The organism is Amycolatopsis sp. NPDC049691 (assembly GCF_040675005.1).
Classification (GTDB): Bacteria; Actinomycetota; Actinomycetes; order Mycobacteriales; family Pseudonocardiaceae; genus Amycolatopsis.
The window spans coordinates 188,242-211,841 of sequence record NZ_JBFANX010000016.1; the positions used below are offsets into that span (position 1 = coordinate 188,242).

Below are 23,600 nucleotides of genomic sequence, written 5' to 3' on the forward strand. Positions count from 1 at the left end.
CGGCGCCGAGCCTGCTCCGGAGATCTCAGAAAAGGCTCAGAAGGAGTTGCTCACTTACCGGCCGCGCGAGCCAGCCGCTCCGGGTAACGCTCCCCCGCGACCGCCTCCGCCGGCGCGGCCGCCGCGATCGCCGCCAGGTCCTCCGCCGTCAGCTCCAGCGACGCCGCCGCCACGTTCTCCTCCAGGTACTTGCGGCGCTTGGTACCCGGGATCGGCACGACGTCCTCCCCCTGCGCCTGCACCCACGCGAGCGCCAGCTGCCCGGCCGTCACGCCCTTCTCCTCCGCCAGCTTGCGCAGCGCGTCGACGATCGCCATGTTGCGCGCGAAGTTGTCCTCGGCGAAGCGGGGCAGGCCGCGGCGCATGTCGTCCTCGGGCAGGTCCGCCACCGACTTCACCGCGCCCGTCAGGAACCCTCGGCCCAGCGGCGAGAACGGCACCACGCCGATGCCCAGCTCGCGGCACGTGTCCAGGATTTCGCCCTCGATGCCCCGCGTCCACAGCGACCACTCGCTCTGCAGCGCCGTCACCGGGTGCACCGCGTGCGCCGCGCGGATCGTCGCCGCGCTCGCCTCGGAAATCCCGGCGTACCGGATCTTCCCGGCCGCCACCAGTTCACCGAGCGCGCCCCAGGTCTCCTCGATCGGCGTGTCCGGGTCGACGCGGTGCTGGTAGTACAGGTCGATGTGGTCGACGCCGAGCCGGCGCAGCGACTCGTCACAGCTCTGCTTCACGTAGGAAGCGTCACCGCGGGCGCCCATCGCGCCGTCGGTCCACACGATGCCGAACTTCGTCGCGAGCACGACCTCGTCGCGGCGGCCGGCGATCGCCCGGCCGACCAGCTCCTCGTTGGCGCCGGCGCCGTAGACGTTCGCGGTGTCGAGCAGCGTGACGCCGAGGTCGAGAGCCCGGTGGATCGTCGCGATCGACTCTTCGTCGTTGTCGCGGACGCCGTAGGCCTGGCTCATCCCCATGCAGCCGAGGCCCTGGGCGCCGACCTCCAGACCGCCGAGCTTCCTGGTCTTCACGCGGAAATCTCCTCCCTGCCGGGTTCCACGCCGAGCACGTTGCGCTCGACCTGGGCGTAGTTGTCGATCTTGTAGTCGAGGATGTCGAGGCACCCCTGCAGCTCGGCGATCCGCTCGGCGACCGACCGGCGCTGCTCCACCAGCAGGGCCTTGCGGCGGCCCGCGCTGGCCACGCCGTGGCGGCGCAGCGACGCGTACTCGCGCATGCTCTTGATGGGCATCCCGGTGGTGCGCAGCTTGGTCAGGAAACCGAGCCAGTTGAGGTCGTCGTCGGAGTACGCCCGGCGGCCCGCGGCGTCCCGGGCGGGCGGGTCGAGCAGTTTGATGCGCTCGTAGTACCGGAGGGTGTCGATGGACAGTCCGCTACGTCGAGCGGCTTCCGCTATCGAGTAGCTCATGAGCCGACACTACGACCTGGAGTGCACTCCAGGTCAACTCCCGGCTCTCGCCAAAAATAACACCGTTGCGATACGCTCTGTGGATGGCACGGCCACGCACGCATGACGAAGCCCTCCGGCTGAAGCTCCTCGACCGCGCCGGCGAGCTCATCGCCGCCGACGGGCCGAAGGCGCTTTCCCTGCGGAAGCTGGCCGCCGACGCCGGGACGTCGACCACCGCCGTGTACTCCCTCTTCGGCAGCAAACCCGATCTGGTGAACGCGCTGTACACCGAGGGCTTCCGCCGCTTCGGTGCCCGTATGGCGGGCACCGCGCTGACCGGCGACCCGGTCGAGGACCTCGTCGCGCTCGGCAGCGCCTACCGCGCCAGCGCGCTGGCCGACCCGAACCTCTACGGGATCATGTTCACCAGGTCGGTGCCCGGCTTCGAGCCCAACGAAGACGCCGAGAAACTCGCCCGCAAGACGCTCGAACCCCTGGAAGCGGTCATCCGCCGCGCCATCGCCGACGGCGTCTTCCTCGACGTCCCGCCCGAGACGGTCGCGGTCGGCTGCTGGGCCTTCGTGCACGGGCTCGTCTCCCTGGAGCTCACCGGCAACCTGCCGGAGGAGTTCGACGTCACGGGCTCGTACGAGACGGCCCTGCGCGCGAACGCCTCCGGCTGGCTGCGGCCTCAGATCAGCCGCAACGGCCCGTCGTAGACGACCCGGTTCTGCGCGTCGCGGGCCCGGACGTGGGCCGTCGCCTCCGGGGAGAGGCCGATGTTCTCCGGGATCCACGCGGCGACCATGCCGTCGACGACGTCGGCCTCGACCGTCGTCCCGATGCCGAAGTCGATGGTCGCCTTCGTCGCGGTCAGGGGCAGTGCGGCGACGAACGGGTGCCGCGACTGCCCCGGCGGGGCGCCCGACTCGGGGTGGCCCAGGGTGTCCACGGTCAACGTGCGTGCTGCCCGGGTCTGCGGCCCGATGAAGTCGGCGAAGGCGCGGAACTTCGTCTTCCCCGGCCGCCGGTAGTCGGGCTGGGTCTCGCAGACCACCACCCGGTCGCCCAGGCGGCCCATGACCACTTGGAAGTCCCCGGTTTCGAGCAGCGGGCCCGGCGCGTACGCGGCGGCGTCCGGGATCACCTCCGTCTCCGCGAAGTTCAGGCAGTCGCCCAGCGCCCGGCCCGCCGGTGAGGTCCGCTCGGCGGTGACCGGCCGGTCGACCGCCATGACCAGCCAGGGCGGTGCCTGGGGCAGCACGGCCGCGCGCGGGGCCGACGGCTGTTCGACGGTGAGCGTCGTCGTCCACAGAGCGGACCGGGTCATCGCGACGAACTGGCCGCTGACCGGGGACGTGCGGATCGACTGCGACATCGTGTCCCCGCCTTCGGTCCGCGACCCGAGGAACCCGGACGCGGTCCCGGGGTCGACGACCCCGGCGACCACCCCGGTCGGGCTGTGCAGTAGCAGCCCGACGCGCGTACCCGGCGCGTACGCGGGCGTGGCCGCCGGGTCCGACAGCGTCACGGTCGTCTCGGTGCTCTCGCAGAACATCGGCTTGCCGGCCGCGGTCGCCGCGACCACCGCGTCCGTCCCCAGGACCTCCGTGAACAGCGGGACCCACTCCGCGCGCGGCGGCACCCGGTCCTTCTTGCCCGCCGTTTGCACGGCCGCCCAGCAGCGGTCCAGCGCGGCCGTCGCCGCCTTCGGGTCGAGGGTGAGGCGGTTGCCCGGGTCCGGCGGCGGGCCGGCGACGGGCTGCTCCCGGAACGTCTTCGTCGCGACGACCGCGCCCGCGGCCAGGACGAGCACCGCGGCGGCCGCGGCGTACCAGACGTGCTTGGTCCGGCGCGGTTTCCCGATCCCGGCGCGGACCTCGGCGCGCAGCCGGTCGCGGACGTCGTCCGGCAGGGCGCGCCGCGGCGGAAGACCGAGGTCGTCGCTCATTTCTCCTCCAGCAACGTGCGCAGTCGGGCCCGGGCCCGGGACAGGTGGGCGCGGACGGTGACCTCGGCGACGGCCAGCGCGGCGGCCGCGTCGGCGACGCTCAGGTCGCCGAGCAGGCACAGCTCGACGACCGCGCGCTGCGCCTTCGGCAGCGCCCGCACGGCGTCGACGATCTCGCGCAGCCGCTGCTCGCCGTCGAGCCGCTCGGCCACGGCGTCGGCGTGGTCGGACACCACCGGCGGGTCCGGGATCCTCCGGAGCAGCCGCAGCCGCCGGCTCGCGCCGCGGTGCTCGTCGCGGGCGGCGTTGCCGGCCACCGTGTAGAGCCACGGCAGAGCGCTGTCGCGCACCAGCGTCACGTCGGCGCGGCGGCGCCAGGCGGTGAGGAAGGTGTTCGAGGTGAGGTCCTCGGCGGCGCTCCACGACCCGGTCAGCCGGTAGGCGTGGTTCCAGACGGCCTCGGCGTGCCGTTCGAAGAGCTCTCCGAAAGCCGCCTCGTCGCCGCCGGCGGCCCGATCCCACAGGACCCGATCGTCCACCGGCGCCCCCGTCGCATGGCTGGTCACACCCCTCAGTGGCCGGCACCGGCGGGAACGTTGCGCGCAACTCCCGCGTCCCGGACGGCCACTTCCGGTCGTGATCATCGAACAGGTCCGGACCACGGACAAGCTCCGCCTTCGGTTGCCCGCGGCCGTCGCGTGCGTGTCGGCGGCGGTGTTCCTGCTGGCCCGCCCGCACCTCGTCGACGACACGTTCATCACGCTCGCCTACGCGCGCAACCTCGCGTTCCACGGCCACTGGGGACTGCTGGCCGACGCGACGTCGAACTCCGCGACGTCGCCGGCGAACGTCCTCGCCCTGGCGGTGTTGACGTTCGTGGTGCGGGACGCCGTCTTCGCGGCCGGAGTGCTGTACGTGCTGAGCCAGGTGGCGCTCGTCCTGGCCCTGCGGCGGCTCGGCACGGCGTTGCCGCGCTGGTTCCCTGCGCTGACGTTCGCGGCGCTCACCGTGAACCCGCTGCTGCTGTCGTCCATCGGACTGGAAGTCGCGCTGGGCTCGGCTGTGCTCGGGTGGGTGACGGTGTTCGCCGTCGAACGGCGGCCCATCGCCTTCGGGCTCACCGCGGGCGCGCTCGCGCTCGTGCGGCTCGACCTGCTGATCTTCGCGGTCGTCCTGGGGTTCTCGGTGCGGTCCGGCCGGGCTCTGCTGGGGATTGTCCTGGTGGCATTGCCTTGGTTCGCCTTCAGCTGGGTGGTGCTCGGCGCGGCGGTGCCCGACACGGCCGTGATCAAGACGCTGCAGGGCGCGCAACGGGCGTGGGGCGACTGGAACTTCGGCAACGGCCCGCTCTTCTACGCCCGGACCGCCTGGTGGCCGACCGTGTTGTCGTTCCTGCCGCTCGCGTCGCTGCCACTGGCGTTCCGGCTGCGGCCGCCGTTCAGGGCGCTGGCCTTGGGCGGCGCGCTCTACTACGGCGCGTACGTGCTGCTGAACGTTCCGCCCTACCACTGGTACTACGGGCCGGTGATCACCGCGGCAACGGTGTGCGCCTGCGCGTGGGCGGCTTCGCACCACGTCGCGACCGGAGCCGTCCTCGCGGTGGTGGCCGCTTCCGCGGTCGCGTACGCAGGCTCGTCACGGGAGTTCGCGCCGCTGACGTCGAACTACGCGTCCACGGCTCGCTATGCCGAGATCGGCCGCGATCTGCGGGACCTGGCCGGTGGCCGGGTGGTCGGCAGCGCAGGCGAAATCGGCGTCCTGGCGTACACGTGCGAGTGCGCGATCGTCGACGTCTTCGCCGACCGCGGCCTGCTCCCCGCGGCCATCGAAGCCCGCGGGGCGGGCAACCGCTGGATCCGCGCGGCACTGCGGGTCGACTACGCGTTCTTCGACTTCGACGTCCGGCCGCGGCGTCCCGACCTCGTCCTGCGCCGGCTGCCGAGCCCGCCGCCGGACGCGCTCGCCCACTGGACCATCGACGCGCCGACGCTCGGGAAACAGGAGCTCTACCTGGTACCGAACTGAGCGTCCGCGAGATCGAGTTCCGCGTGTTCGCCGCCGTCGAAGTCGGCGCCCTCTTCGAAGACCGTGCGTGAGAACTCGAACCGGCCCCCGGACCGGACGCGGGTGAAGCGGACGTTGCTCACGAAGTGCGCCCGGGAGAAGAAGGCGCCTTCCTCGAAGACCGACCGGTCGAAGTTGACGATGTCGCCGAACTCCGTGCCGTAGAACCCCACCTGGCCGGTGAAGCGCGTGCCGCGGATGTGGAGCTGGCCGACGAACCGGGCGCGGCTGAAGTCGGCGGCGGCGAGCGTGCAGCCGCTGAGCCGGAAGTCGACGAGCGTGGCCCGCTGCAGGTCGATCGACATGCCCGGCCAGTAGCCCGCCGCGTCGTGGCTCAGGTGCGTCTTGAGCAGCTCCTGCACGGCCAGCCGGACGAGGAGTTCACTCTCTTCGGGGTCGTCGTCCAGGTCGCGGGCCGCGGTTCCCTTGAGTCCCGTCGGCCGCCCCTTGAACGGCATCCGCAGGTAGGCGCACAGCACGTTGACGATCGTCTGGCGCTGCTTCGGGTTGTCCTGCCCGAGCCGTTCCAGCGCGTAGAGCCCGCCGAGCCGCACCGGCGCCTTGTCGCTGCCGAGCTGCTCGACGGCCTTCGTGTACAGCTCGGTGACCCGCCGCTCCTCGAGGTCGCGTTCGGTCACGCCCGCGACGCGGGTCGTCTCGGCGAGCTGCAGCTCCATGGTGCGCTGGCGGCGCGTCGCCAGCCACAGCGCGAAGACGCCGCCCGCGCCGGCGCCGATGCCGAACGCCGTCTTGACGGCGTCGATGCGCACCGGCGCGTCCGGCGCTGCGGACCAGCCCAGCAGCAGCCACAGCAGCCCGGCCGTGACGAGCGCGACGGCACCGCCCGCCACGGCGACCCAGCGCCACTTGAGGACCGGCAAGGCTCAGACGGCGCCGTACTGGCGGTCACCGGCGTCACCGAGGCCCGGGACGATGAAGCCCGAGTCGTTGAGGCGCTCGTCGATGCTCGCGGTGACCACGCGGACCGGCAGGCCGGTCTTCTCCAGGTGCGCCAGGCCTTCCGGCGCGGCGAGCGCGCAGATGGCCGTGACGTCGTCGGCGCCGCGGTCGGTGAGCAGCCGGATCGTGTACTCCATCGAGCCGCCGGTGGCGAGCATCGGGTCGAGCACCATGACCGGCCGGTCGGCCAGCGACTCCGGCAGCGATTCGAGGTACGGCGTCGGCTTCAGCGTCTCCTCGTCGCGCGCCAGGCCGACGAAGCCCATCTGCGCGTCCGGGATCAGCTTGTGCGCCTGGTCGGCCATGCCGAGCCCGGCGCGCAGCACGGGGACGAGCAGCGGCGGCTTGGCCAGCGTGTAGCCCTCGGTGCGAGCGACCGGCGTGTGGATCCGCTCGGTCTTCACCGGCACGTCGCGGGTGGCTTCGTAGACCAGCATGACGGTCAGCTCGTGCAGCGCGGCCCGGAACGCGGCGCTGTCGGTGCGCGCGTCGCGCATCGTGGAGAGCCGGGCCTTCGCGAGGGGGTGATCGACGACGTGCACATCCATGCGCGTCAATCTAGCCGTTTCGCGAAGCTCTTCACCCAGCCGCGCTGCCAGGGCGTTTCGACGGCGCGTTCGTGGTAGTGCGCTCGGGTCCAGGCGACGGCTTCGTCGGCGGGGACGCCGGAGAGGATCGCGAGGCAGGCCATGACCGTACCGGTCCGGCCGGCGCCGCCGTAGCAGGCGACTTCGACGGTTTCGGTCTTGGCGCGTTCGTGGAGGGCCTTGATCTGGTCTCGCGCGGTTTCGGGGTGGACCGGCAGCAGGAAGTCCGGCCAGGTGACCCATTCGTGCGGCCAGGTGATGCCCCCGCCGTGCTTGCGCCGCAGCCGGCTCGTCCCCAGGTAGAGGCCGAAGTCGGGCTCGGGTCCGTCGGGGTTGGGGCGCGCCAGGCCACGCCCGTGGACACGGGTGCCGTCCGGAAACTCGACCATCTGCCCAGTGTCCTCCGGAAGATGGACACGCAGGGTGGTTTTCGCCGATAAGCTGCGCCGGGTGAGCGAACTGACGCCCGACCAGATGCGGGCCTCCGACGCGGACCGTGAGCGCGTCGCCCAGGTGCTGCACAACGCCCTGTCGGAAGGGCGGATCACGGTGAACGAGCTGGAAGAGCGGCTTTCGACGGTCTACGCGGCGAAAACGGTCGGCGAGCTCAAGCCGGTGACGGCGGACCTGCCCACCTCCTCGGCGGCCGTGGAGCCGGCGACCACGCGGGCGCTGGGCTTCCCGGACCAGCGCATCGGCGGCCACCCGGGTTCCCCGGTGTCGATCGGCGTGATGTCCGGCGCGGTCCGCAAGGGCAGCTGGGTCCTGCCCCCGCAGCACACGAGCTTCGCGTTCTGGGGCGGCGCGGAGATCGACCTCCGCCAGGCCCGCTTCGCGGACAAGCAGTGCACGATCACGGCGGTCGCGATCATGGGCGGCATCCAGATCACGGTCCCGGACGACATCAACGTCGACGTGACGGGGATCGGGTTCATGGGCGGGTTCACGCTGGAGGACAAGTCGGGAGCACCGCCGGCGCCCCCGACGGCGCCGACCGTGAAGATCAACGGGCTGGGGTTCTGGGGCGGGGTGATCGTGTACCGCAAGCCGGCCAAGCGGGACGAGCCGCCGCAGATCGAAGGGGCGTGACCTCGGCGTTGTGACGCGTCGCGCACCGAGCGTCACACTCGACGGGGGCTCGCGCTGCCGGACCCGGCGCCTAGACTCAGGCGCATGACAGCCACGACCAGCACGTCAGCGGCGCCGGCCACCCCGGCACCGCTGGTGGACGCGACTCGCGACGACGCGAGCCTGCGCCGCTTCCTGCTCGGGCTGCCCGGTGTCGACCAGGTCGGCGTCGAGCAGCGCGCGGCGGGCCTCGGCACGCGCAGCATCAAGAAGGACGCCAAGCGGTGGGCCATCGACACCGCCATCTCCATGGTCGACCTGACCACCCTGGAGGGCGCCGACACCCGGGGCAAGGTCCGCGCGCTCGCCGCGAAGGCCGTCCGCCCGGATCCCGAACGGCAGGACACCCCGCGCGTCGCCGCCGTCTGCGTGTACCCGGACATGGTCGCGACGGCCGTCGAAGCGCTCAAGGGCAGCGGTGTCCACGTCGCGAGCGTCGCCACCGGCTTCCCCGCCGGCCGCACTTCGCTTGAAATCAAGCTGGCCGACACGAAGATCGCCGTCGACGCGGGCGCGCACGAAGTCGACATGGTGATCGACCGCGGTGCCTTCCTCGAAGGCCGCTACATGGACGTCTTCGAAGAGATCCGCGCGGTGAAAGAAGCCTGCGGCGACGCCCACCTGAAGGTCATCCTCGAGACCGGCGAGCTGGCGACCTACGACAACGTGCGCCGCGCGTCGTGGCTGGCGCTGCTGGCCGGCGGTGACTTCATCAAGACCTCCACCGGCAAGGTCTCCCCCGCCGCGACGCTGCCGGTCACGCACATCATGCTGCAGGCCGTCCGCGACTGGCACGTCCGCACCGGCGAGCTGCGCGGCGTCAAGCCGGCGGGCGGCATCCGGACCACGAAGGACGCGATCAAGTACCTGGTCGCCGTGCACGAGGTCGCCGGCGAGCAGTGGCTGACCCCGGACCTGTTCCGCTTCGGCGCGTCCAGCCTGCTCAACGACCTGCTGCTGCAGCGCCGCACCCAGGTGGACGGCCACTACAGCGGCCCCGACTACGTGACGGTGGACTGATGCCTGTTTTCGAGTACGCACCGGCGCCGGAGTCGCGCGCCATCGCGAACCTGAAGGACTCCTACAAACCCTTCATCAACGGCGAATTCGTCGACGGCGCGGGTGAGCCGCTCAAGACGATCAACCCCGCCACCGAAGAGGTACTGGCCGAGGTCGGCACCGCGTCGAAGTCCGATGTGGACACCGCGGTCAAGGCCGCGCGCAAGGCGTACGACAACGTCTGGTCGAAACTGCCGGGCGCCGAGCGCGCCAAGTACCTCTTCCGCATCGCGCGGCTGATCCAGGAGCGCTCGCGCGAGCTGGCGGTGCTGGAGAGCCTGGACAACGGCAAGCCGATCAAGGAGTCCCGCGACTCCGACGTCCCGACGGCGGCGGCGCACTTCTTCTACCACGCGGGCTGGGCCGACAAGCTGGAGTACGCGGGCTACGGACCCAATCCGCGTCCGCTCGGTGTCGCGGGCCAGATCATCCCGTGGAACTTCCCGCTGCTGATGCTGGCCTGGAAGATCGCGCCGGCGCTGGCCACGGGCAACACCGTGGTGCTGAAGCCGGCCGAGACGACGCCGCTGACCGCGCTGGTCTTCGCGGAGATCTGCCAGCAGGCCGAACTGCCGCCGGGCGTGGTGAACATCCTGCCGGGGGCGGGCGACATCGGTGCGTCCATTGTGGAGCACGCCGGCATCGACAAGATCGCCTTCACCGGCTCGACCGAGGTCGGCAAGGCGATCCAGCGCCAGGTCGCGGGCACGCCGAAGAAGCTGACCCTGGAACTGGGCGGCAAGGCGGCGAACGTCGTGTTCGAGGACGCGCCGCTCGACCAGGCTGTCGAGGGCATCGTCAACGGCATCTTCTTCAACCAGGGCCACGTCTGCTGCGCGGGCTCGCGCCTGCTGGTCCAGGAGTCCATCGCCGAAGAGGTGCTGGAGAAGCTGCGCTACCGCGTCTCGACGCTGCGCATCGGCGACCCCCTCGACAAGAACACCGACATCGGCGCGATCAACTCGGCCGAGCAGCTGGCCAAGATCCGCGGGCTCGTCGAGTCGGGTGACGCCGAGGGCGCCGAGCGCTGGACCAGCCCGTGCCCGGTGCCGGACCGCGGGTTCTTCTTCGCCCCGACGGTGTTCGCGAACGTGCACCAGTCGATGCGGATCGCGCGCGAGGAGATCTTCGGCCCGGTGCTGTCGGTGCTGACGTTCCGCACGCCGGACGAGGCCGTCGCGAAGGCGAACAACACGCCGTACGGCCTTTCGGCGGGTATCTGGACCGAAAAGGGCTCCCGGATCCTGTGGATGGCGAACCAGCTGCGCGCCGGCGTGGTCTGGGCCAACACCTTCAACCGCTTCGACCCCGCCGCCCCGTTCGGCGGCTACCAGGAATCCGGCTTCGGGCGCGAAGGCGGCCGCACCGGGCTGGAGGCGTACCTGAATGTCTGACCGGATTTCCGTCGCGAAGACGTACAAGCTCTACATCGGCGGCAAGTTCCCGCGTTCGGAGTCCGGCCGGGTGTACCCGGTGACGGACGGCAAGGGCAAGTTCCTGGCGAACGCGGCGCACGCGTCCCGCAAGGACGTGCGCGACGCGGTGGTGGCGGCCCGCAAGGCGTTCCCGGGCTGGTCGTCCGCCACGGCCTACAACCGCGGTCAGGTGCTGTACCGGGTGGCCGAGGTCCTGGAGGGCCGCCGCGACCAGTTCGTCGCGGAAGTGTCCGCTTCGGAGGGCCTGGCGGCGAAGAAGGCCGAGTCCATTGTGGACGCGGCGATCGACCGCTGGGTCTGGTACGCGGGCTGGACGGACAAGATCGCCACGGTCCTCGGCGCGGCGAACCCGGTGGCGGGCCCGTACTTCTCGTTCACGGTCCCGGAGCCGACCGGCGTGGTGGGTGTCCTGGCGCCCCAGCAGTCTTCCCTGCTGGGCCTGGTCGAGGTCCTGGCCCCGGTCCTGGCAACGGGCTCGACGGCGGTGGTGGTCTCGAGCGCGGAGCGGCCGCTGCCGGCGATCACGCTGTCGGAGGTCCTGGCGACCTCAGACGTCCCGGGCGGGGTGGCGAACATCCTGACGGGGCGGGCGGCGGAGCTGGGCCCGTGGCTGGCGTCCCACGGTGACGTGAACGCGCTGGACCCGACGGGAGCGTCCCCGGAGGACCGAGTCGAGCTGGCACGCGAAGCGGCGAACACGGTGAAGAGGGTGTTGACGGTCCCGTCGGCAGAGCCGGATTGGACGGCGGCCCCGGACATCACCCGCCTGCGCCGGTACTTGGAAGCGAAGACGGTCTGGCACCCGCTGGGCGTCTGAGGTCCGACGGCGGAGGCCATTGACTGATGGCCTCCGCCGTATTCCCGCTCTTCGGCTGACGCTCACTTCCATCACCGGTACAGTCCCTCCCAGGTACGGAGCGTGACGCATCGGGGAGGGTGCAGATGCCGGACGACGAAGAGTGGGCGTTCGAGAACGAAATCGACCTCTGGGACGAGGGCGAAAGCCCGCCACCGGCCGAGGCCGAGCGGCCACCGGACGGCCCCACCGGCCGCGACGGGGATTCGGTCGTGACGGTGACGGTCTCACCCGAGGGTGAGTTCCGGCAGGTCAAGCTCGCCGAAGACTGGAAGAGCAAGGTCGACCCCCGCGGCCTGCACTCGAACGTGCTGACTGCGGCCAACGCGGCAACCATCGAGGCGCTGGTGCAGCAGATCGGCGTCACCCGGGAGAACCCGCCGTCGCCGGCCCGGAACGACGCGGACGAAACCCCGCTCGGCCCTCAGGACGTTCTCCGGCTCGGCGATGCCGTAAGAGCCGAAGTCGACGGGATGTCGGCCCGCCTCGCCCTCGCCGATCGCCCGGTCGCCTCAACCAGTGCCGGCGGACACGTCGGGGGAACCGCTCAGAGCGGACGCTATGTCAGCTTGGACATCGACCCGACCTGGGCCTCGATGGCTCGGAACACCGAGATCGAGGCTGAATTGACCGAGGTCCTGAGGTCGCTCCACCGCGGTTCGGTACCGGACGCCGCAGGTCTCCGGCCCGGAGAGGCCACGACAGAACTCCTGGGCCTGATCCACGACCCCGACCGGTTGATCCGCCGAGTCCGGCTCCATGGTTCGCCGGCACGCGAGGAGCCGAAGGCCGATGAGTGATGTCGAAGTGGCCCTGGAGGCTCTGCGATCCGACGCGGCCGCCTGGGACGAGGCAGCCGGGCAGCTGGGCGAAGCGGGCGCCGTGGTCGCGCCGCTGGGTCTGACGCCGGCGGACGTAATGAGCTACGCGGCAGGCCGGGGCTTCCACCACCAGTACGGGCTGACCCTCGCCAAGCTCGAAGACTCGCTCCGCCGAGGCGCGCTCAACTTCCACCGGATATCGGACAGCCTCCACCGGGGTGCCGCGATGTACCAGGTATCCGAAGAGGAACACCAGCGGAAGCTGCGCCAGGCCGGCGAACACTGACGGCGTGAGGAGAGCCAGAACACGATGACCAACGATGTGATCGACCAGGCGCTCGCCGGGTACGACAAGTTCAGGCAACTCGTTGAGGACCTGTTCCGACGGGCCCGGGATCTGCTGTCGTGGATCCCGGACGCCCTGGCGGACCTGGTCAAACCGATCCAGGACGGTCTCACCTTCATCGGCGACAAGGTCGCCGAATTCGCGGCCATGCACGAGAAGTTCGAACGGGACAAGGGCGACCCCGACAAGCTGCGGGCCTACGCCGTCGAGTGGGGTGACAAGTTCACCCAGCGGCTCGACGCGGTCGCCGGCACGCTGGATCCGGAGTCCTTGAAGACGACCGTGCACTGGAGCGGTCCCGCGGCCGAGACCTACAAGATCGCTCTTTCCCAACAGCTCAAGAAGGTCGACGCCGCCAAGGAGCTCGGCAGGCAGATGCGTGACTCGCTCACCAACCTCGCCAATGCCGTCGAGACGTTTTGGCTGACCTACAACTCGATCATCTGGGGCCTGGTCGGGGCGACCGCGGCCGCCATCGTCAGTGCGGCGACCGTCGTCGGGTTGCCTGCCGCGCTCGGCATCCTCACCGGGGAGATCGCGGCCGGCATCCCCGCGGTGTTCGCGATCGTCAGCGTGATCGACACGACGGTGGACACCATCCAGAACGAACTGGTGGCGATCCACGACAAGGCCGATGACGTGGGCGCGGGGTGGAATCAGACCGATACGAGCACGATGTCCCACCCGGGTGATTGGCGGACCGCCGGATGACCGGACCCGCTTCGGCCGCCGGTATCTGGATCCCGCCGAGACTGGCACACCGGATTCGCCGTTTCGGCTCCGTCACCGGAGCCGTCACCTTGGCCGCCGCTGTCTTGGTCGGTGTCGGCATGCCGGTGCTCGGCCCCGCCCTGCCGACCGCCACGGGCCCGGTCACCATGCTCACCACCAGCTCCGGCATCTTCCTGGGCCTGTTCCTGGCGACGTCCGGGGTGACGATGACCGTGGCCCGCGGCTGGGTTTCGCTCGGCCGCCACCCCGGTGGCACGGACTTCCTGTTCGACGCTCGCCCGGCGGCCACCGGCGCGGTCGTCCTGGTCGCGGCGGCCGTGGGCGCGATCCTGTCCGCGCTGTTCTTCTACTCGAGCTACACGGCCACCATCACGTGGACCGACGGACCCCACCCGACCAACGTGCACCCGGTGACACCGTCGATCGCGCTGTTCCTGTTGCTTCCCGCGCTCGCCGTCGTGCTGTGCGCGGTCAACCTCCTGGTCGGCTGGCCGCTGTTCCGCCCGACCCGGCGCACCATCCAGCGGTACGCGCGCTAGCTCATCGTCACTGAGAAGTCCGTCAGCGTGAACCGCGCCTTGCCACCGCCCGTGGAGCAGAACTCGATCCCGTAGCCGATCTGGTTGACCGTCGGGTTGGGCGGGATCAGGCCCTTCCCGATCGCCCACGCGATCATCGCCTTCAGGTCGATGCTGCCCGAGTACTGCGTCGAGCGGGAAACGAACGCCACGTACCCGTCGTCGTCCGCCCAGACGTCGTACGTGAAGCCGCCCGCCGAGTACGTCGCCAGCTTGTCGCCCGATGGCTGCTGCTTCAGGTTCTCCGTCCACACCATCAGCTCGCTGACGCCCGCCCCGTCGCCGACGCCGTTCAGCCACAGGTCGTACGCCACGTCGTAGATGCCGACGCCCGGGCCGCGGCCCGCGAACGTCGACCGGATCACCGAATAGTCGTTGAACGGTTTTCCGTTCTGGTTGTTGATGTCCTTGTGCACGTTCGGATAGGTTTTCACCGACGTCGATTCGGGTTGGCTGGATTCGACGTACCAGTTGTCGTACGCGCACGCGCGCAGCGTTTCCGGGCCCGCCTCGGCCGTGTTCCACATGTTGTTGTGGACGTAGTAGCCGCCGTCCGACCAGCCGCCGTCGGGCTCGGACGTCGTGAACTCCGGGCTGCGGCAGCCCCGCACCGGCGTGGCCGACGGCGGCGTCGGGGTCGGCACCGCCGAACGGGACGAAGGCGCAGGTGGGACGGAAGTCGGCGGAACGGACACCGCCGACGACGAAGGTGCCGAAACCGGCACCGAAGCCGGAGCGGCCGCGCCGGCGACCGGGCCGGTGCCGCAACCCGCCACCAGAAAGGGAATCGCCAACAACAAAATTCTTCGTCGCATTTTCCCGCCCGCAGCCACAATTCGGCAGAACGAGGCGGAACCCTAACACGAAAAAGCGGGAATCAGGCGTGGTCTTCCGCGGGGTCCAGATCGTGCGACGTGATCGGCCGCCCCGGCAGCTCGGTGCCCGGCCGCGCGCTCAAGCCGTCGATCATGATGCCGACGCACCGGCGCGCCGCCATCTCGGCCACCTCCGGCGACTTCGCCCGCATCTGCCGCAGCAGCGTCGCGAACAGGATCGCGATGTCCCCCGATCCGACGTCCGGCCGGAGCCTGCCTTCGGCCTGCGCGCCGTCGACGAACTCGTCCATGACCACCAGGATCTCGTCCCGCAGCCGGCGGACCTCCGGGTCGTGCTTGAGGATGGCCAGCGCCCGCGGCGACACCATCGCCAGCTGGACGCTCAGCTGCAGCTCCACCGACTGCCGCAGCAGCCGCTCGAGCGCGCGCCACGACGACGTCTCCTCGGCGGCGATCGCGCGGGCGTCGACCAGTACCCGCTCGAAGTTGTCCATCGCGACCGCGCGCACCAGCGCGTCGCGGTCCGGGAACCGCCGGTAGAGCGTCCCGACGCCGACGCCGGCCGCGCGGGCGATCTCCTCCATCGGCACCTCGGGACCGGAGACGGCGAAGATGATCTTCGCGGCGGCCAGGATCTGGTCGCGGTTGCGGCGCGCGTCCGCCCGCAGGGTGGTCTCGGGGTCTGCCGTCATGCCGTTCGCCTTCCGCTGAATCGCGCGGAGTGATTCTCGCATGGTCAAGGGGCCACACACCGGGTCCGCACCGGGTCACCCGTTAGCTAGTGGACGACTTCCTTCCGCTTCGGTACCTTGGGCCTAGAACCGGAATGTAATCCTCCGCATACTTTACGTCCGTTTTAGGGGGCCAAAATGACCGAAGTCGCCGAGCCTGCCACGCAGGGCGAGGTGTTCCCGCTGGAGCGGAGCTGCCCGTTCGCCCCGCCGCCGGCGTACGAGAAGCTGCGCGAAGCGGGCCCGGTCCAGCGCGTCGGCCTGCCCGACGGCTCGGACGCCTGGGCCATCACCCGCCTCGAAGAGGTCCGGCAGATGCTGACCGACCCGCGGTTCAGCTCCAACCGGTTCAACCCGGGCTTCCCGATCCTGACGAAGCAGGGCCGGCCGCAGCGCCGCCGCTTCACCGCGTCGCTGATCAACATGGACCCGCCGGAGCACACCACCGCCCGCCGCGAGGTCGTCGGCGAGTTCACGGTCAAGCGGATGAAGGCGCTGCAGCCGCGGATCCAGCAGATCGTCGACGAGCACATCGACGCGATCCTGGCCGGCCCGAAGCCCGCCGACCTCGTCTCCGCGCTGAGCCTGCCGGTGCCGTCGCTGGTCATCTGCGAGCAGCTCGGCGTCCCGTACGCCGACCACGAGTTCTTCCAGTCGCGCAGCTCCACCCTGCTGAACCGGGAGGTGACGCAGGAAGCGCGGATGCAGGCCGTCGAGGAGATGCAGGGCTACCTCGACAAGCTGGTCGCCGCCAAGGAGGCCGACCCGACCGACGACCTGCTCGGCCGCCAGATCCTCAAGCAGCGCGAGGAGCACGGCGACGTCGACCACGACTCGCTGGTCTCGCTGGCGTTCCTGCTGCTCCTCGCCGGGCACGAGACGACGGCGAACATGATTTCGCTCGGCACCGTCGCGCTGCTCGAGAACCCGGACCAGCTCGAAATCATCAAGAACGACCCGGGCAAGACGCTCGACGCCGTCGAGGAGCTGCTGCGGTACTTCACGATCGCGGAGTTCGCGACCTCGCGCGTCGCCACCGAAGACGTCGAGATCGGCGGTCAGCTGATCCGCGCGGGCGAGGGCGTCCTGGGCCTCAGCTACTCCGGCAACCGCGACGAAAGCGCGTTCGAAGACGCCGACAAGCTCGACCTCGAGCGCGGCGCCCGCCACCACGTCGCGTTCGGCTTCGGGCCGCACCAGTGCCTCGGGCAGAACCTGGCCCGGATGGAGCTGCAGATCGTGTTCGACACGCTCTTCCGCCGCATCCCGGAGCTGAAGCTGGCCGCGCCGGTCGACCAGCTGCCGTTCAAGCACGACGCGCAGATCTTCGGCCTCTACTGCCTGCCCGTGACCTGGTGAGGGGGACGCCATGACCACCGTCGAAAAGCACGAGTTCCCGATGACCCGCACCTGCCCGTTCGCGCCGCCGCCGGCGTACGAGGAGATCCGCGAGGGCGACGCCGTCGAGCGGGTCCGGCTGCCCGACGGCGGCCACGCCTGGGTGGTCACCCGGCTCGAGGACGTCCGGACCGTGCTGAACGACCGGCGGTTCAGCGCCGACCGGCAGCACCCGGACTTCCCGCAGCTGGTCAAGGGCGGGTTCCGGCGCCAGGGCGACGAGCGCACCATGATCACCATGGACGCGCCCGAGCACGGCCCGGCGCGCAAGGCCGTGCTCGGCGAGTTCACGGTGCGCCGGATGGAGGCGCTGCGGCCGCGGATCCAGGAGATCGTCGACGGGCGGATCGACGCGCTGCTGGCCGGGCCGAACCCCGGTGACCTGGTCGAAACGCTGTCGCTGCCGGTGCCGTCGCTGGTGATCTGCGAAATGCTCGGGGTCCCGTACGCCGACCACGACTTCTTCCAGACCCACACGGCGAAGCTGATCAAGCGGACGACCTCGCCCGAGGAGCGCCGTGCGGCGTTCGACACCGTCCGGGGCTACATGGCGGACCTCATCGCGAAGAAGGAGGCGAACCCGCCGGACGACCTGCTCGGCCGGCAGATCGTCAAGCTGCGCGAAGAGGGCACCTACCGCCGGGAGTCGCTCGCCGCGACCGGGTTCCTGCTGCTGGTGGCCGGGCACGAGACGACGGCGAACATGATCTCGCTGTCCACCGTGGCGTTCCTGCGCAACCCGGAGCAGCTGGCGGTGATCAGGGACGACCCGGGCAAGACGCTGGACGCCGTCGAGGAGATGCTGCGCTACTGGACGATCGTCGACGCGGCCACCGCGCGCCTGTGCGTCGAGGACGTCGAGGTCGGCGGTCAGCTCATCAAGGCGGGCGAAGGCGTGCTGGCACTGGGCTACGCGGCGAACCGCGACCCGCGGGCGTTCGAGAACGCCGACGAGCTGGACATCGAGCGGGGAGCGCGCCACCACGTGGCGTTCGGCTTCGGGCCGCACCAGTGCCTCGGCCAGAACCTGGCCCGGATGGAACTGCAGATCGTGTTCGACACGCTGTTCCGCCGCGTTCCTTCGCTGGCGCTGGCGTCGGACGTCGACGACCTGCCGTTCAAGGACGACGCGAACATCTACGGGCTGTACCGGCTCCCGGTGACCTGGTAGAGATCGAAGAGCCATCCCACCACAGTCAGGAAGCGACAACCATGAAGATCATCGCGGACACCGGCAAGTGCGTCGGCGCCGGGCAGTGCGTGCTCACCGAGCCCGCGCTGTTCGACCAGAGCGAGGACGACGGCACGGTCATCGTCCTGAACGAGGAGCCCGAGGGCGAACTGGTCGAGAAGGCCCGCGAAGCGGTGCACGTGTGCCCCAGCCAGGCCCTTTCGCTGCAGGAGTGACGAGGGAACGGCCACCTCGCGGGTAAGGGGTTCCCGCGAGGTGGCCGTGGCCTGAACTGTTCAGGAGAGGCGCAGCGTGGTCTCCGGGTGGAAGGCGTGCGTCTCGCCTTCGCCGCGCAGCCCGACCCGGACGTTGTCGCCCATCCTCGGCGGGGTGCGGCCGTCCACCCGGACGACGAACCGGTCGTCGCCCACCTTGCCGTGCAGGTAGGCGTCCGCGCCCAGTTCCTCCACCAGTTCCACCACCAGCTCGAAGCCGCCTTCGGAGACCAGCTCCAGCGACTCCGGCCGGACGCCGAACACCACTTCGCGCAGGTCGCCGGCGGCTGTGAGCACCGACCGCGGCAGCGGCAGCACCACGTCACCGAGCTGGACGCCGCCCTCGGTCAGCGGCAACGTCGCCAGGTTCATCGCCGGTGAGCCGATGAAGCCCGCCACGAAACTGTTGCGCGGGTTCTCGTACAGCTCCCGCGGCGACGCGCACTGCTGCAGGACGCCGTCGCGCAGCACCGCCACCCGGTCGCCCATCGTCATCGCCTCGACCTGGTCGTGCGTGACGTAGATCGTCGTCGTCCCGAGGCGCTGCTGCAGCTTGGCGATGTTCGCGCGCGTCTCCACCCGCAGTTTCGCGTCCAGGTTGGACAGTGGTTCGTCCATCAGGAACACGCTCGGCTCGCGCACGATCGCCCGGCCCATCGCGACGCGCTGCCGCTGGCCGCCGGACAACGCCTTCGGCTTGCGGTCCAGGAACCGGGTCAGGTCCAGCATCGCGGCGGCCTCGGCCACCTTCGCGTCGATGTCCGCTTTGGACAGTCCGCGCAGCTTCAGCGCGAAGCCCATGTTCTCGGCCACCGTCATGTGCGGGTACAGCGCGTAGGACTGGAACACCATCGCGATGTCGCGGTCCTTCGGCGGCAGGTGCGTGACGTCCCGGTCGCCGATGTGGATGGCGCCCTCGTCGATGTCCTCCAGCCCCGCGAGCATCCGCAGCGCCGTCGACTTGCCGGACCCCGACGGCCCGACCAGCACCAGGAACTCGCCGTCCGGCACCGCCAGGTCGAACTTGTCGACCGCGCGGACCTCGTGCGCGCCCGGGTAGATCCGCGACGCCTGCTCGTAAACGACTCCGGCCATGGCTACTTCACCGCTCCCATCGACAGCCCGCGGACGAGGTGGTTCTGCGCGATCCAGCCGACGATCATCACCGGCAGCGAGGCCAGCAGTGCGGCGGCGGAAAGCTGGGCCCAGTACAGGCCCTCACTGGTGATGAACCCGACGAGGAACACCGGCACGGTGCCGGCCCGCGCCGCCGTCAGGTTGACCGCGTAGAAGAACTCGGTCCAGGAGAAGATGACGCAGATCAGCGCGGTCGCCGCGATTCCGGGCGCCACCACCGGCATGATGATCTTGCGCAGCAGCGTCGGCAGGTTGGCGCCGTCGATGCGGCCCGCCTCGATCATCTCGTGCGGCACCTCGAGGAAGAACGACCGCATCATCCAGATGGCCAGCGGCAGGTTCATCGACGTGTACAGGATGACCAGCGCCCACACCGTGTCCAGCAGCTCGGTGTTCTGGGAGATGATGTACAGCGGGATGATCGCCGCGACGATCGGCAGCATCTTCGTCGAGAGGAAGAAGCCCAGCGCGTTCGACGTGCCCTTCACCGGCGCCAGCGACAGCGCGTACGCCGCCGGGACGCCGAAGAGCAGCACCAGGAGCGTCGAAAGGATCGTGACGAACGCCGAGTTCGACACGTACGGCAGGAACCCGCCGTTGAGGACGTTCGAGATCTGGTCGAACGTCGGGGCGAAGAACAGCTTCGGCGGGTCGGTGTAGGCGTCCGCCTCCTGCTTGAACGCCGTGAGGATCATCCACAGCAGCGGGAAGACGAACAGGATCGCCAGCACCCAGGTCGCCAGGGTCAGCGAGCCCTTGCCGTACTGCTTCTTTCGGGGACGCGCGGCAAGAGTGGTCATTTCACGCCTCCGCTCACGGAGAAGGTGCGGAACATCAAGCGCAGCGCGAAGGTCGCGACGATCATCGTCAGGATCACGACGACCACGCCCATCGCGGACGACTGGCCGACGTCGAAGCCCTCGAACGCGCGCTGGTAGATGTAGTACGGCAGGTTGGTGCTGGCCGTGCCCGGCCCGCCCTGGGTCATCAGGAAGATCGCGTCGAAGCTGTTCACGATGTAGATCGCGCCCAGCAGCGTCGCCAGCTGCAGGAACCGGGACAGGTGCGGCAGCGTGATGGAGACGAACGTCCGCCACCGGCTCGCACCGTCCACAGAGGCCGCTTCGAGGACCTCTTTGGACTGGCTCTGCAGGCCGGCGAGGATCAGCAGCATCATGAACGGCGTCCACTGCCACACGATCTGCGCCATCACCGACGCCAGCGGGAACTCCGAAAGCCAGTCGACGTCGGTGCCGAAGACGAAGTGCAGCAGCCCGTACGTCGGGTCGAACACCGTGGTCTTCCACAGCAGCGCGCCGGCCGCCGGGAGGATGAGGAACGGCGTGATCAGCAGCGTCCGGACGACACCGCGGCCGAAGAACTTCCGGTCGAGCAGGATCGCCAGGCCGAGGCCGAGCAGCAGCGCTACCAGCACGCACACCACCGTCAGCAGGACGGTGTTGAGCAGCGCGACCAGGAACGTCGTGTCGCTGAAGACGTCGATGTAGTTGTCGAGGCCGACGAAGTGCCGGGAGCCCGGCCGGACCAGGTTCCACGACTGGAACGAGTAGAACACGGTGAGCAGGAACGGCAGCTGCGTCACCGCGATGACGAAGATCAGCGCGGGCAGCAGCGGCAGCCGGCGCTTGGCCGCGGTGCTCAGGCCGCGTTTCTCCTCGACCTTCGCCTGCGTTTGGGACGTGGGGGTGGATACGGAGAGCGTGGACATCACTGCACCGCCTTGTAGGAGTCGCCCACCGTCTGGGCGTAGTCCTGGGACTGCTTCAGGGCGTCTTCGACGGACTCGCGGCCGGCGATCGCCGCCGACAGCTGCTGGCTCACCCGGGTGCCCAGGTCCTGGAACTCGGGGATGCCGACGAACTGGATGCCGGGGTAGGGCACCGGGTTCGCCATGGCCTTCTGCTGGTTCGCGTCGGCGATACCGTCCAAAGTGGGCTTGGCGTAGGCCGCCGCGGCCTTGGCGTAGTCGGGGATCGCGTACGTCGACTGGCGCACGCCCGGCGGGACGCGGTTCCAGCCGTAGGTCGTCCCGACCTTCTGCACGTACGCCTTGTCGGTCATCCAGGCCATGAACTTCCAGGCCGCGTCCTTGTCCTTGGCGACCTTCGGGATGCCGAGCGCCCAGGTGTAGAGCCAGCCGCTGGCCTGGGTCTTGACGACCGGCGCGGGCGCGTACCCGGACTTGCCGACGATCTTGCTGCTCGACGGGTCCTCGTTGGTGCCCGCCATGACGGTGGCGTCGTACCACATCGCGGCCTGGCCCTGGGTGTAGCGCGTGCCGCACTCGGAGAACCCGGCGCTGGAGGCGCCGACTTCGCCGTGCTCGCGGATCAGGTTGACGTAGAAGTTCGCGGCCTCGGTGAACTCCGGCGACGTCAGCTTGGCGTTCCAGTCCTTGTCGAACCATTGGGCACCGAAAGTGTTGGCCACCGTGGTGAAGGGCGCGAGGCTCTCGCCCCAGCCGGGCTTGCCGCGCAGGCAGATCCCGCTGACGCCCGCGGCCTTGTCGTCGAGCTTGGCGGCGAAGTCGGCGATCTGCTGCCACGTCGGCTTGGCCGGCATGGTGAGCCCGGCCTTGGCGAAGAGGTCCTTGCGGTAGGCCAGGAACGACGACTCGCCGTAGAAGGGCACCGCGTACATCTGGTTCTGGTACGACAGCGACTGCTTGATGCTGGGGATGAAGTCGCCTTCGTCGTAGCCCGGGGTCGACGCCATGTGCGGCTCGAGGTTCTCGAGCCAGCCGTTGGCCGCCCACTGCGGGGCCTCGTAGTTGCTGATCATGACGACGTCGAACTCGCCGCCCTCGGTGGCGGTCGACGCGGTGATCTTCGCACGGGCCTGGTTTTCCGGCAGGGACACGAACTTCAGGTTGATGCCGGTGGCCTTCTCGAACTCCGGCGCGAGTGAGATCGCGTCCTTCATCTGCGGGTTGGACACGATCGCGATGACCAGCGTGCTGTTGCTCTGGCCGATCGAGCCCGCGCCCGCGCAGCCCGTGACCAGCAACGACGTCGCGGCGAAGAGGGTGAGGAGCTTACGCACGGCCGCCTCCCGGGAGTACCTGCACCTTGAGGCCCGAGCCGCTGCGCATCTTGGCCAGCGCCTCGGGGTACTGCTCCAGCGGCAGCGTGTCCGTGAGCAGTGAATCCGTGTCGATCGCACCGGAGGCGACGAGGTCGAGCGCGGTGCCGAAGCTGTGCAGCACGGCCATCGAGCCGACGATGGTGATCTCGTCGTTGTAGATGCGGAACGGCGAAAGCGCGACGCGGGCTTCCGCCGGCGCGACGCCGAAGACGAGCAGCCGGCCGCCGCGGCGGATCGAGTCGAAGGCCGCTTCGATGGCGGGCGCGGCGCCGGTGGCGTCGACCGCGACGTCGAACTTCTCGCCGTTCAGGTCGCTGACGTCCTTCGCCGTGGCGACGGCACCGAGGCTCTTCGCCCGGGGCAGCCGGGCTTCGTTGCGGTCGACGACCGTGACCTGCGCGCCGGAGCGCTGCAGCAGCTGCTGCATGATCAGGCCCATGGTCCCGGCGCCGACGACGAGGAAGCGCTCTCCGGCTTCGACCCCGACGCGGCGCACGCCGTGTACCGCGCAGGAGACCGGCTCGACCAGCGCGCCCTGCTCCCACGTCATCGAGTCGGGCATCCGGTAGCAGGTGGACGACGGGACGGCGACGTACTCGGCGAACGCGCCGTTGACGGTGTCGCCGGTGGCGCCCCAGTTCGCGCAGAGGTTGCCGTGGCCCGCGCGGCACGGGCCGCAGTAGCCGCAGAACAGCGACGGGTCGACGGCGACGCGGTCGCCGACCTTCCACTCGCCCGGCACGTCCGCGCCGAGCTCGACGATCTCCCCGGCGAACTCGTGCCCGGGGACGATGGGGTACGGGGTGGGCGGGAAGTGCCCGTCCGCGATGTGCAGGTCGGTCCCGCAGATCCCGCACGCTCCGACCTTGACGACGACCTGACGTTCCCCGGGTTTCGGATCGGGCACCTCGCCGACCCTGATCTCACCGGGCCGGTCGACGATGGCGGCACGCATGCCTTGCCCCTTTCTCGCGCTCATATGAGCGGCGGTGACCTATGGCGTCGAGAACATGTGAAGGCA

The 23,600-nt window shown here is 70.0% G+C and carries 27 protein-coding genes; 13 read left to right on the top strand and 14 right to left on the bottom strand.

Annotated features, from left to right (window positions below; translation table 11 throughout):
• Positions 1-50: 50 nt before the first annotated feature.
• Both AB0J40_RS32080 and AB0J40_RS32085 read right to left on the bottom strand, forming a co-directional pair.
• Positions 51-974, bottom strand: coding sequence for an aldo/keto reductase (locus AB0J40_RS32080; protein ID WP_364460530.1), 924 nt, complete (start codon positions 972-974; stop codon positions 51-53).
• 50 nt (positions 975-1,024) lie between these two features.
• Positions 1,025-1,426, bottom strand: a complete 402-nt coding sequence (locus tag AB0J40_RS32085) for a MerR family transcriptional regulator (RefSeq protein WP_364460378.1) — start codon at positions 1,424-1,426, stop codon at positions 1,025-1,027.
• Between the two features lie 83 nt (positions 1,427-1,509).
• On the opposite strand from AB0J40_RS32085, the gene AB0J40_RS32090 reads away from it, so the two are divergent.
• Entirely contained in the window at positions 1,510-2,127 is a 618-nt protein-coding gene (locus tag AB0J40_RS32090) for a TetR/AcrR family transcriptional regulator (protein ID WP_364460381.1), read from the top strand.
• Here AB0J40_RS32090 and AB0J40_RS32095 read toward each other — a convergent pair.
• Both AB0J40_RS32095 and AB0J40_RS32100 read right to left on the bottom strand, forming a co-directional pair.
• A complete protein-coding gene (locus AB0J40_RS32095; RefSeq protein WP_364460384.1) occupies positions 2,100-3,359 on the bottom strand; it encodes a hypothetical protein in 1,260 nt (419 codons plus the stop codon). The genes AB0J40_RS32090 and AB0J40_RS32095 overlap by 28 nt on opposite strands.
• Positions 3,356-3,898: an RNA polymerase sigma factor gene (locus tag AB0J40_RS32100; protein ID WP_364460387.1), complete on the bottom strand. Its 543-nt coding sequence runs from the start codon at positions 3,896-3,898 to the stop codon at positions 3,356-3,358. The genes AB0J40_RS32095 and AB0J40_RS32100 overlap by 4 nt, the downstream gene beginning before the upstream one ends.
• A gap of 97 nt (positions 3,899-3,995) precedes the next feature.
• Between AB0J40_RS32100 and AB0J40_RS32105 the strand changes: the two genes are divergently transcribed.
• Entirely contained in the window at positions 3,996-5,384 is a 1,389-nt protein-coding gene (locus AB0J40_RS32105) for a hypothetical protein (RefSeq protein WP_364460392.1), read from the top strand.
• On the opposite strand, the gene AB0J40_RS32110 is transcribed toward AB0J40_RS32105, so the two are convergent.
• From AB0J40_RS32110 to AB0J40_RS32120, 3 genes are read right to left on the bottom strand one after another with little or no spacing between them, the layout of a single operon-like run.
• A complete protein-coding gene (locus AB0J40_RS32110; protein ID WP_364460395.1) occupies positions 5,366-6,304 on the bottom strand; it encodes a pentapeptide repeat-containing protein in 939 nt (312 codons plus the stop codon). The genes AB0J40_RS32105 and AB0J40_RS32110 overlap by 19 nt on opposite strands.
• 3 nt (positions 6,305-6,307) lie before the next feature.
• Entirely contained in the window at positions 6,308-6,931 is a 624-nt protein-coding gene (gene upp, locus AB0J40_RS32115) for a uracil phosphoribosyltransferase (RefSeq protein WP_285455977.1), read from the bottom strand.
• Positions 6,932-6,936: 5 nt separating this feature from the next.
• The gene (locus AB0J40_RS32120; protein WP_364460398.1) at positions 6,937-7,359 is read right to left on the bottom strand and encodes a protein-tyrosine phosphatase family protein; all 423 of its coding nucleotides are present in this window, start codon (positions 7,357-7,359) and stop codon (positions 6,937-6,939) included.
• An 85-nt stretch (positions 7,360-7,444) separates the two neighbouring features.
• Between AB0J40_RS32120 and AB0J40_RS32125 the strand changes: the two genes are divergently transcribed.
• From AB0J40_RS32125 to AB0J40_RS32160, 8 genes are all read left to right on the top strand, one after another.
• Positions 7,445-8,059, top strand: a complete 615-nt coding sequence (locus AB0J40_RS32125) for a DUF1707 domain-containing protein (RefSeq protein ID WP_364460533.1) — start codon at positions 7,445-7,447, stop codon at positions 8,057-8,059.
• 84 nt (positions 8,060-8,143) lie between these two features.
• Positions 8,144-9,118, top strand: a complete 975-nt coding sequence (gene deoC, locus AB0J40_RS32130) for a deoxyribose-phosphate aldolase (RefSeq protein WP_364460400.1) — start codon at positions 8,144-8,146, stop codon at positions 9,116-9,118.
• Complete coding sequence (locus AB0J40_RS32135) at positions 9,118-10,551, top strand: aldehyde dehydrogenase family protein (RefSeq protein WP_364460403.1); 1,434 nt, start codon at positions 9,118-9,120, stop codon at positions 10,549-10,551. Before deoC ends, AB0J40_RS32135 begins: the two co-directional genes overlap by 1 nt.
• Positions 10,544-11,410, top strand: a complete 867-nt coding sequence (locus AB0J40_RS32140) for an aldehyde dehydrogenase family protein (RefSeq protein WP_364460406.1) — start codon at positions 10,544-10,546, stop codon at positions 11,408-11,410. The genes AB0J40_RS32135 and AB0J40_RS32140 overlap by 8 nt, the downstream gene beginning before the upstream one ends.
• Before the next feature lie 125 nt (positions 11,411-11,535).
• On the top strand, positions 11,536-12,249 hold the full coding sequence (locus tag AB0J40_RS32145) for a hypothetical protein (protein ID WP_364460409.1): 714 nt from the start codon (positions 11,536-11,538) through the stop codon (positions 12,247-12,249).
• A complete protein-coding gene (locus AB0J40_RS32150) occupies positions 12,242-12,556 on the top strand; it encodes a hypothetical protein (RefSeq protein WP_364460412.1) in 315 nt (104 codons plus the stop codon). The genes AB0J40_RS32145 and AB0J40_RS32150 overlap by 8 nt, the downstream gene beginning before the upstream one ends.
• A gap of 24 nt (positions 12,557-12,580) precedes the next feature.
• Positions 12,581-13,327, top strand: coding sequence for a hypothetical protein (locus tag AB0J40_RS32155; RefSeq protein WP_364460415.1), 747 nt, complete (start codon positions 12,581-12,583; stop codon positions 13,325-13,327).
• A gap of 119 nt (positions 13,328-13,446) precedes the next feature.
• Entirely contained in the window at positions 13,447-13,887 is a 441-nt protein-coding gene (locus AB0J40_RS32160) for a hypothetical protein (RefSeq protein ID WP_364460417.1), read from the top strand.
• On the opposite strand, the gene AB0J40_RS32165 is transcribed toward AB0J40_RS32160, so the two are convergent.
• Together AB0J40_RS32165 and AB0J40_RS32170 are read right to left on the bottom strand one after the other, a co-directional pair.
• The gene (locus tag AB0J40_RS32165; protein WP_364460420.1) at positions 13,884-14,570 is read right to left on the bottom strand and encodes a hypothetical protein; all 687 of its coding nucleotides are present in this window, start codon (positions 14,568-14,570) and stop codon (positions 13,884-13,886) included. The genes AB0J40_RS32160 and AB0J40_RS32165 overlap by 4 nt on opposite strands.
• A 233-nt stretch (positions 14,571-14,803) precedes the next feature.
• Complete coding sequence (locus AB0J40_RS32170; RefSeq protein WP_364460423.1) at positions 14,804-15,454, bottom strand: helix-turn-helix domain-containing protein; 651 nt, start codon at positions 15,452-15,454, stop codon at positions 14,804-14,806.
• Between the two features lie 177 nt (positions 15,455-15,631).
• On the opposite strand from AB0J40_RS32170, the gene AB0J40_RS32175 reads away from it, so the two are divergent.
• Genes AB0J40_RS32175 through AB0J40_RS32185 form a run of 3 tightly spaced genes read left to right on the top strand, consistent with a single transcriptional unit; the run spans position 15,632 to position 18,298 of the window.
• Positions 15,632-16,852 carry a cytochrome P450 gene (locus AB0J40_RS32175; RefSeq protein WP_364460425.1) on the top strand — a complete coding sequence of 407 codons (1,221 nt, stop codon included), beginning with the start codon at positions 15,632-15,634 and terminating at the stop codon, positions 16,850-16,852.
• A gap of 10 nt (positions 16,853-16,862) precedes the next feature.
• A complete protein-coding gene (locus tag AB0J40_RS32180) occupies positions 16,863-18,062 on the top strand; it encodes a cytochrome P450 (protein WP_364460428.1) in 1,200 nt (399 codons plus the stop codon).
• A 41-nt stretch (positions 18,063-18,103) separates the two neighbouring features.
• On the top strand, positions 18,104-18,298 hold the full coding sequence (locus tag AB0J40_RS32185) for a ferredoxin (protein WP_364460431.1): 195 nt from the start codon (positions 18,104-18,106) through the stop codon (positions 18,296-18,298).
• A 60-nt stretch (positions 18,299-18,358) separates the two neighbouring features.
• Here the strand turns inward: AB0J40_RS32185 and ugpC are convergent, their stop codons facing one another.
• The 5 genes from ugpC to AB0J40_RS32210 are packed head-to-tail and all read right to left on the bottom strand — an operon-like array spanning position 18,359 to position 23,534.
• A complete protein-coding gene (gene ugpC, locus AB0J40_RS32190; RefSeq protein ID WP_364460434.1) occupies positions 18,359-19,432 on the bottom strand; it encodes a sn-glycerol-3-phosphate ABC transporter ATP-binding protein UgpC in 1,074 nt (357 codons plus the stop codon).
• Positions 19,433-19,434: 2 nt separating this feature from the next.
• The gene (locus AB0J40_RS32195; RefSeq protein ID WP_364460437.1) at positions 19,435-20,274 is read right to left on the bottom strand and encodes a carbohydrate ABC transporter permease; all 840 of its coding nucleotides are present in this window, start codon (positions 20,272-20,274) and stop codon (positions 19,435-19,437) included.
• The gene (locus AB0J40_RS32200) at positions 20,271-21,203 is read right to left on the bottom strand and encodes a sugar ABC transporter permease (protein ID WP_364460440.1); all 933 of its coding nucleotides are present in this window, start codon (positions 21,201-21,203) and stop codon (positions 20,271-20,273) included. The genes AB0J40_RS32195 and AB0J40_RS32200 overlap by 4 nt, the downstream gene beginning before the upstream one ends.
• Complete coding sequence (locus AB0J40_RS32205; RefSeq protein WP_364460442.1) at positions 21,203-22,537, bottom strand: sugar ABC transporter substrate-binding protein; 1,335 nt, start codon at positions 22,535-22,537, stop codon at positions 21,203-21,205. Before AB0J40_RS32205 ends, AB0J40_RS32200 begins: the two co-directional genes overlap by 1 nt.
• On the bottom strand, positions 22,530-23,534 hold the full coding sequence (locus tag AB0J40_RS32210) for a zinc-dependent alcohol dehydrogenase family protein (RefSeq protein WP_364460445.1): 1,005 nt from the start codon (positions 23,532-23,534) through the stop codon (positions 22,530-22,532). Before AB0J40_RS32210 ends, AB0J40_RS32205 begins: the two co-directional genes overlap by 8 nt.
• Positions 23,535-23,600: the final 66 nt, after the last annotated feature.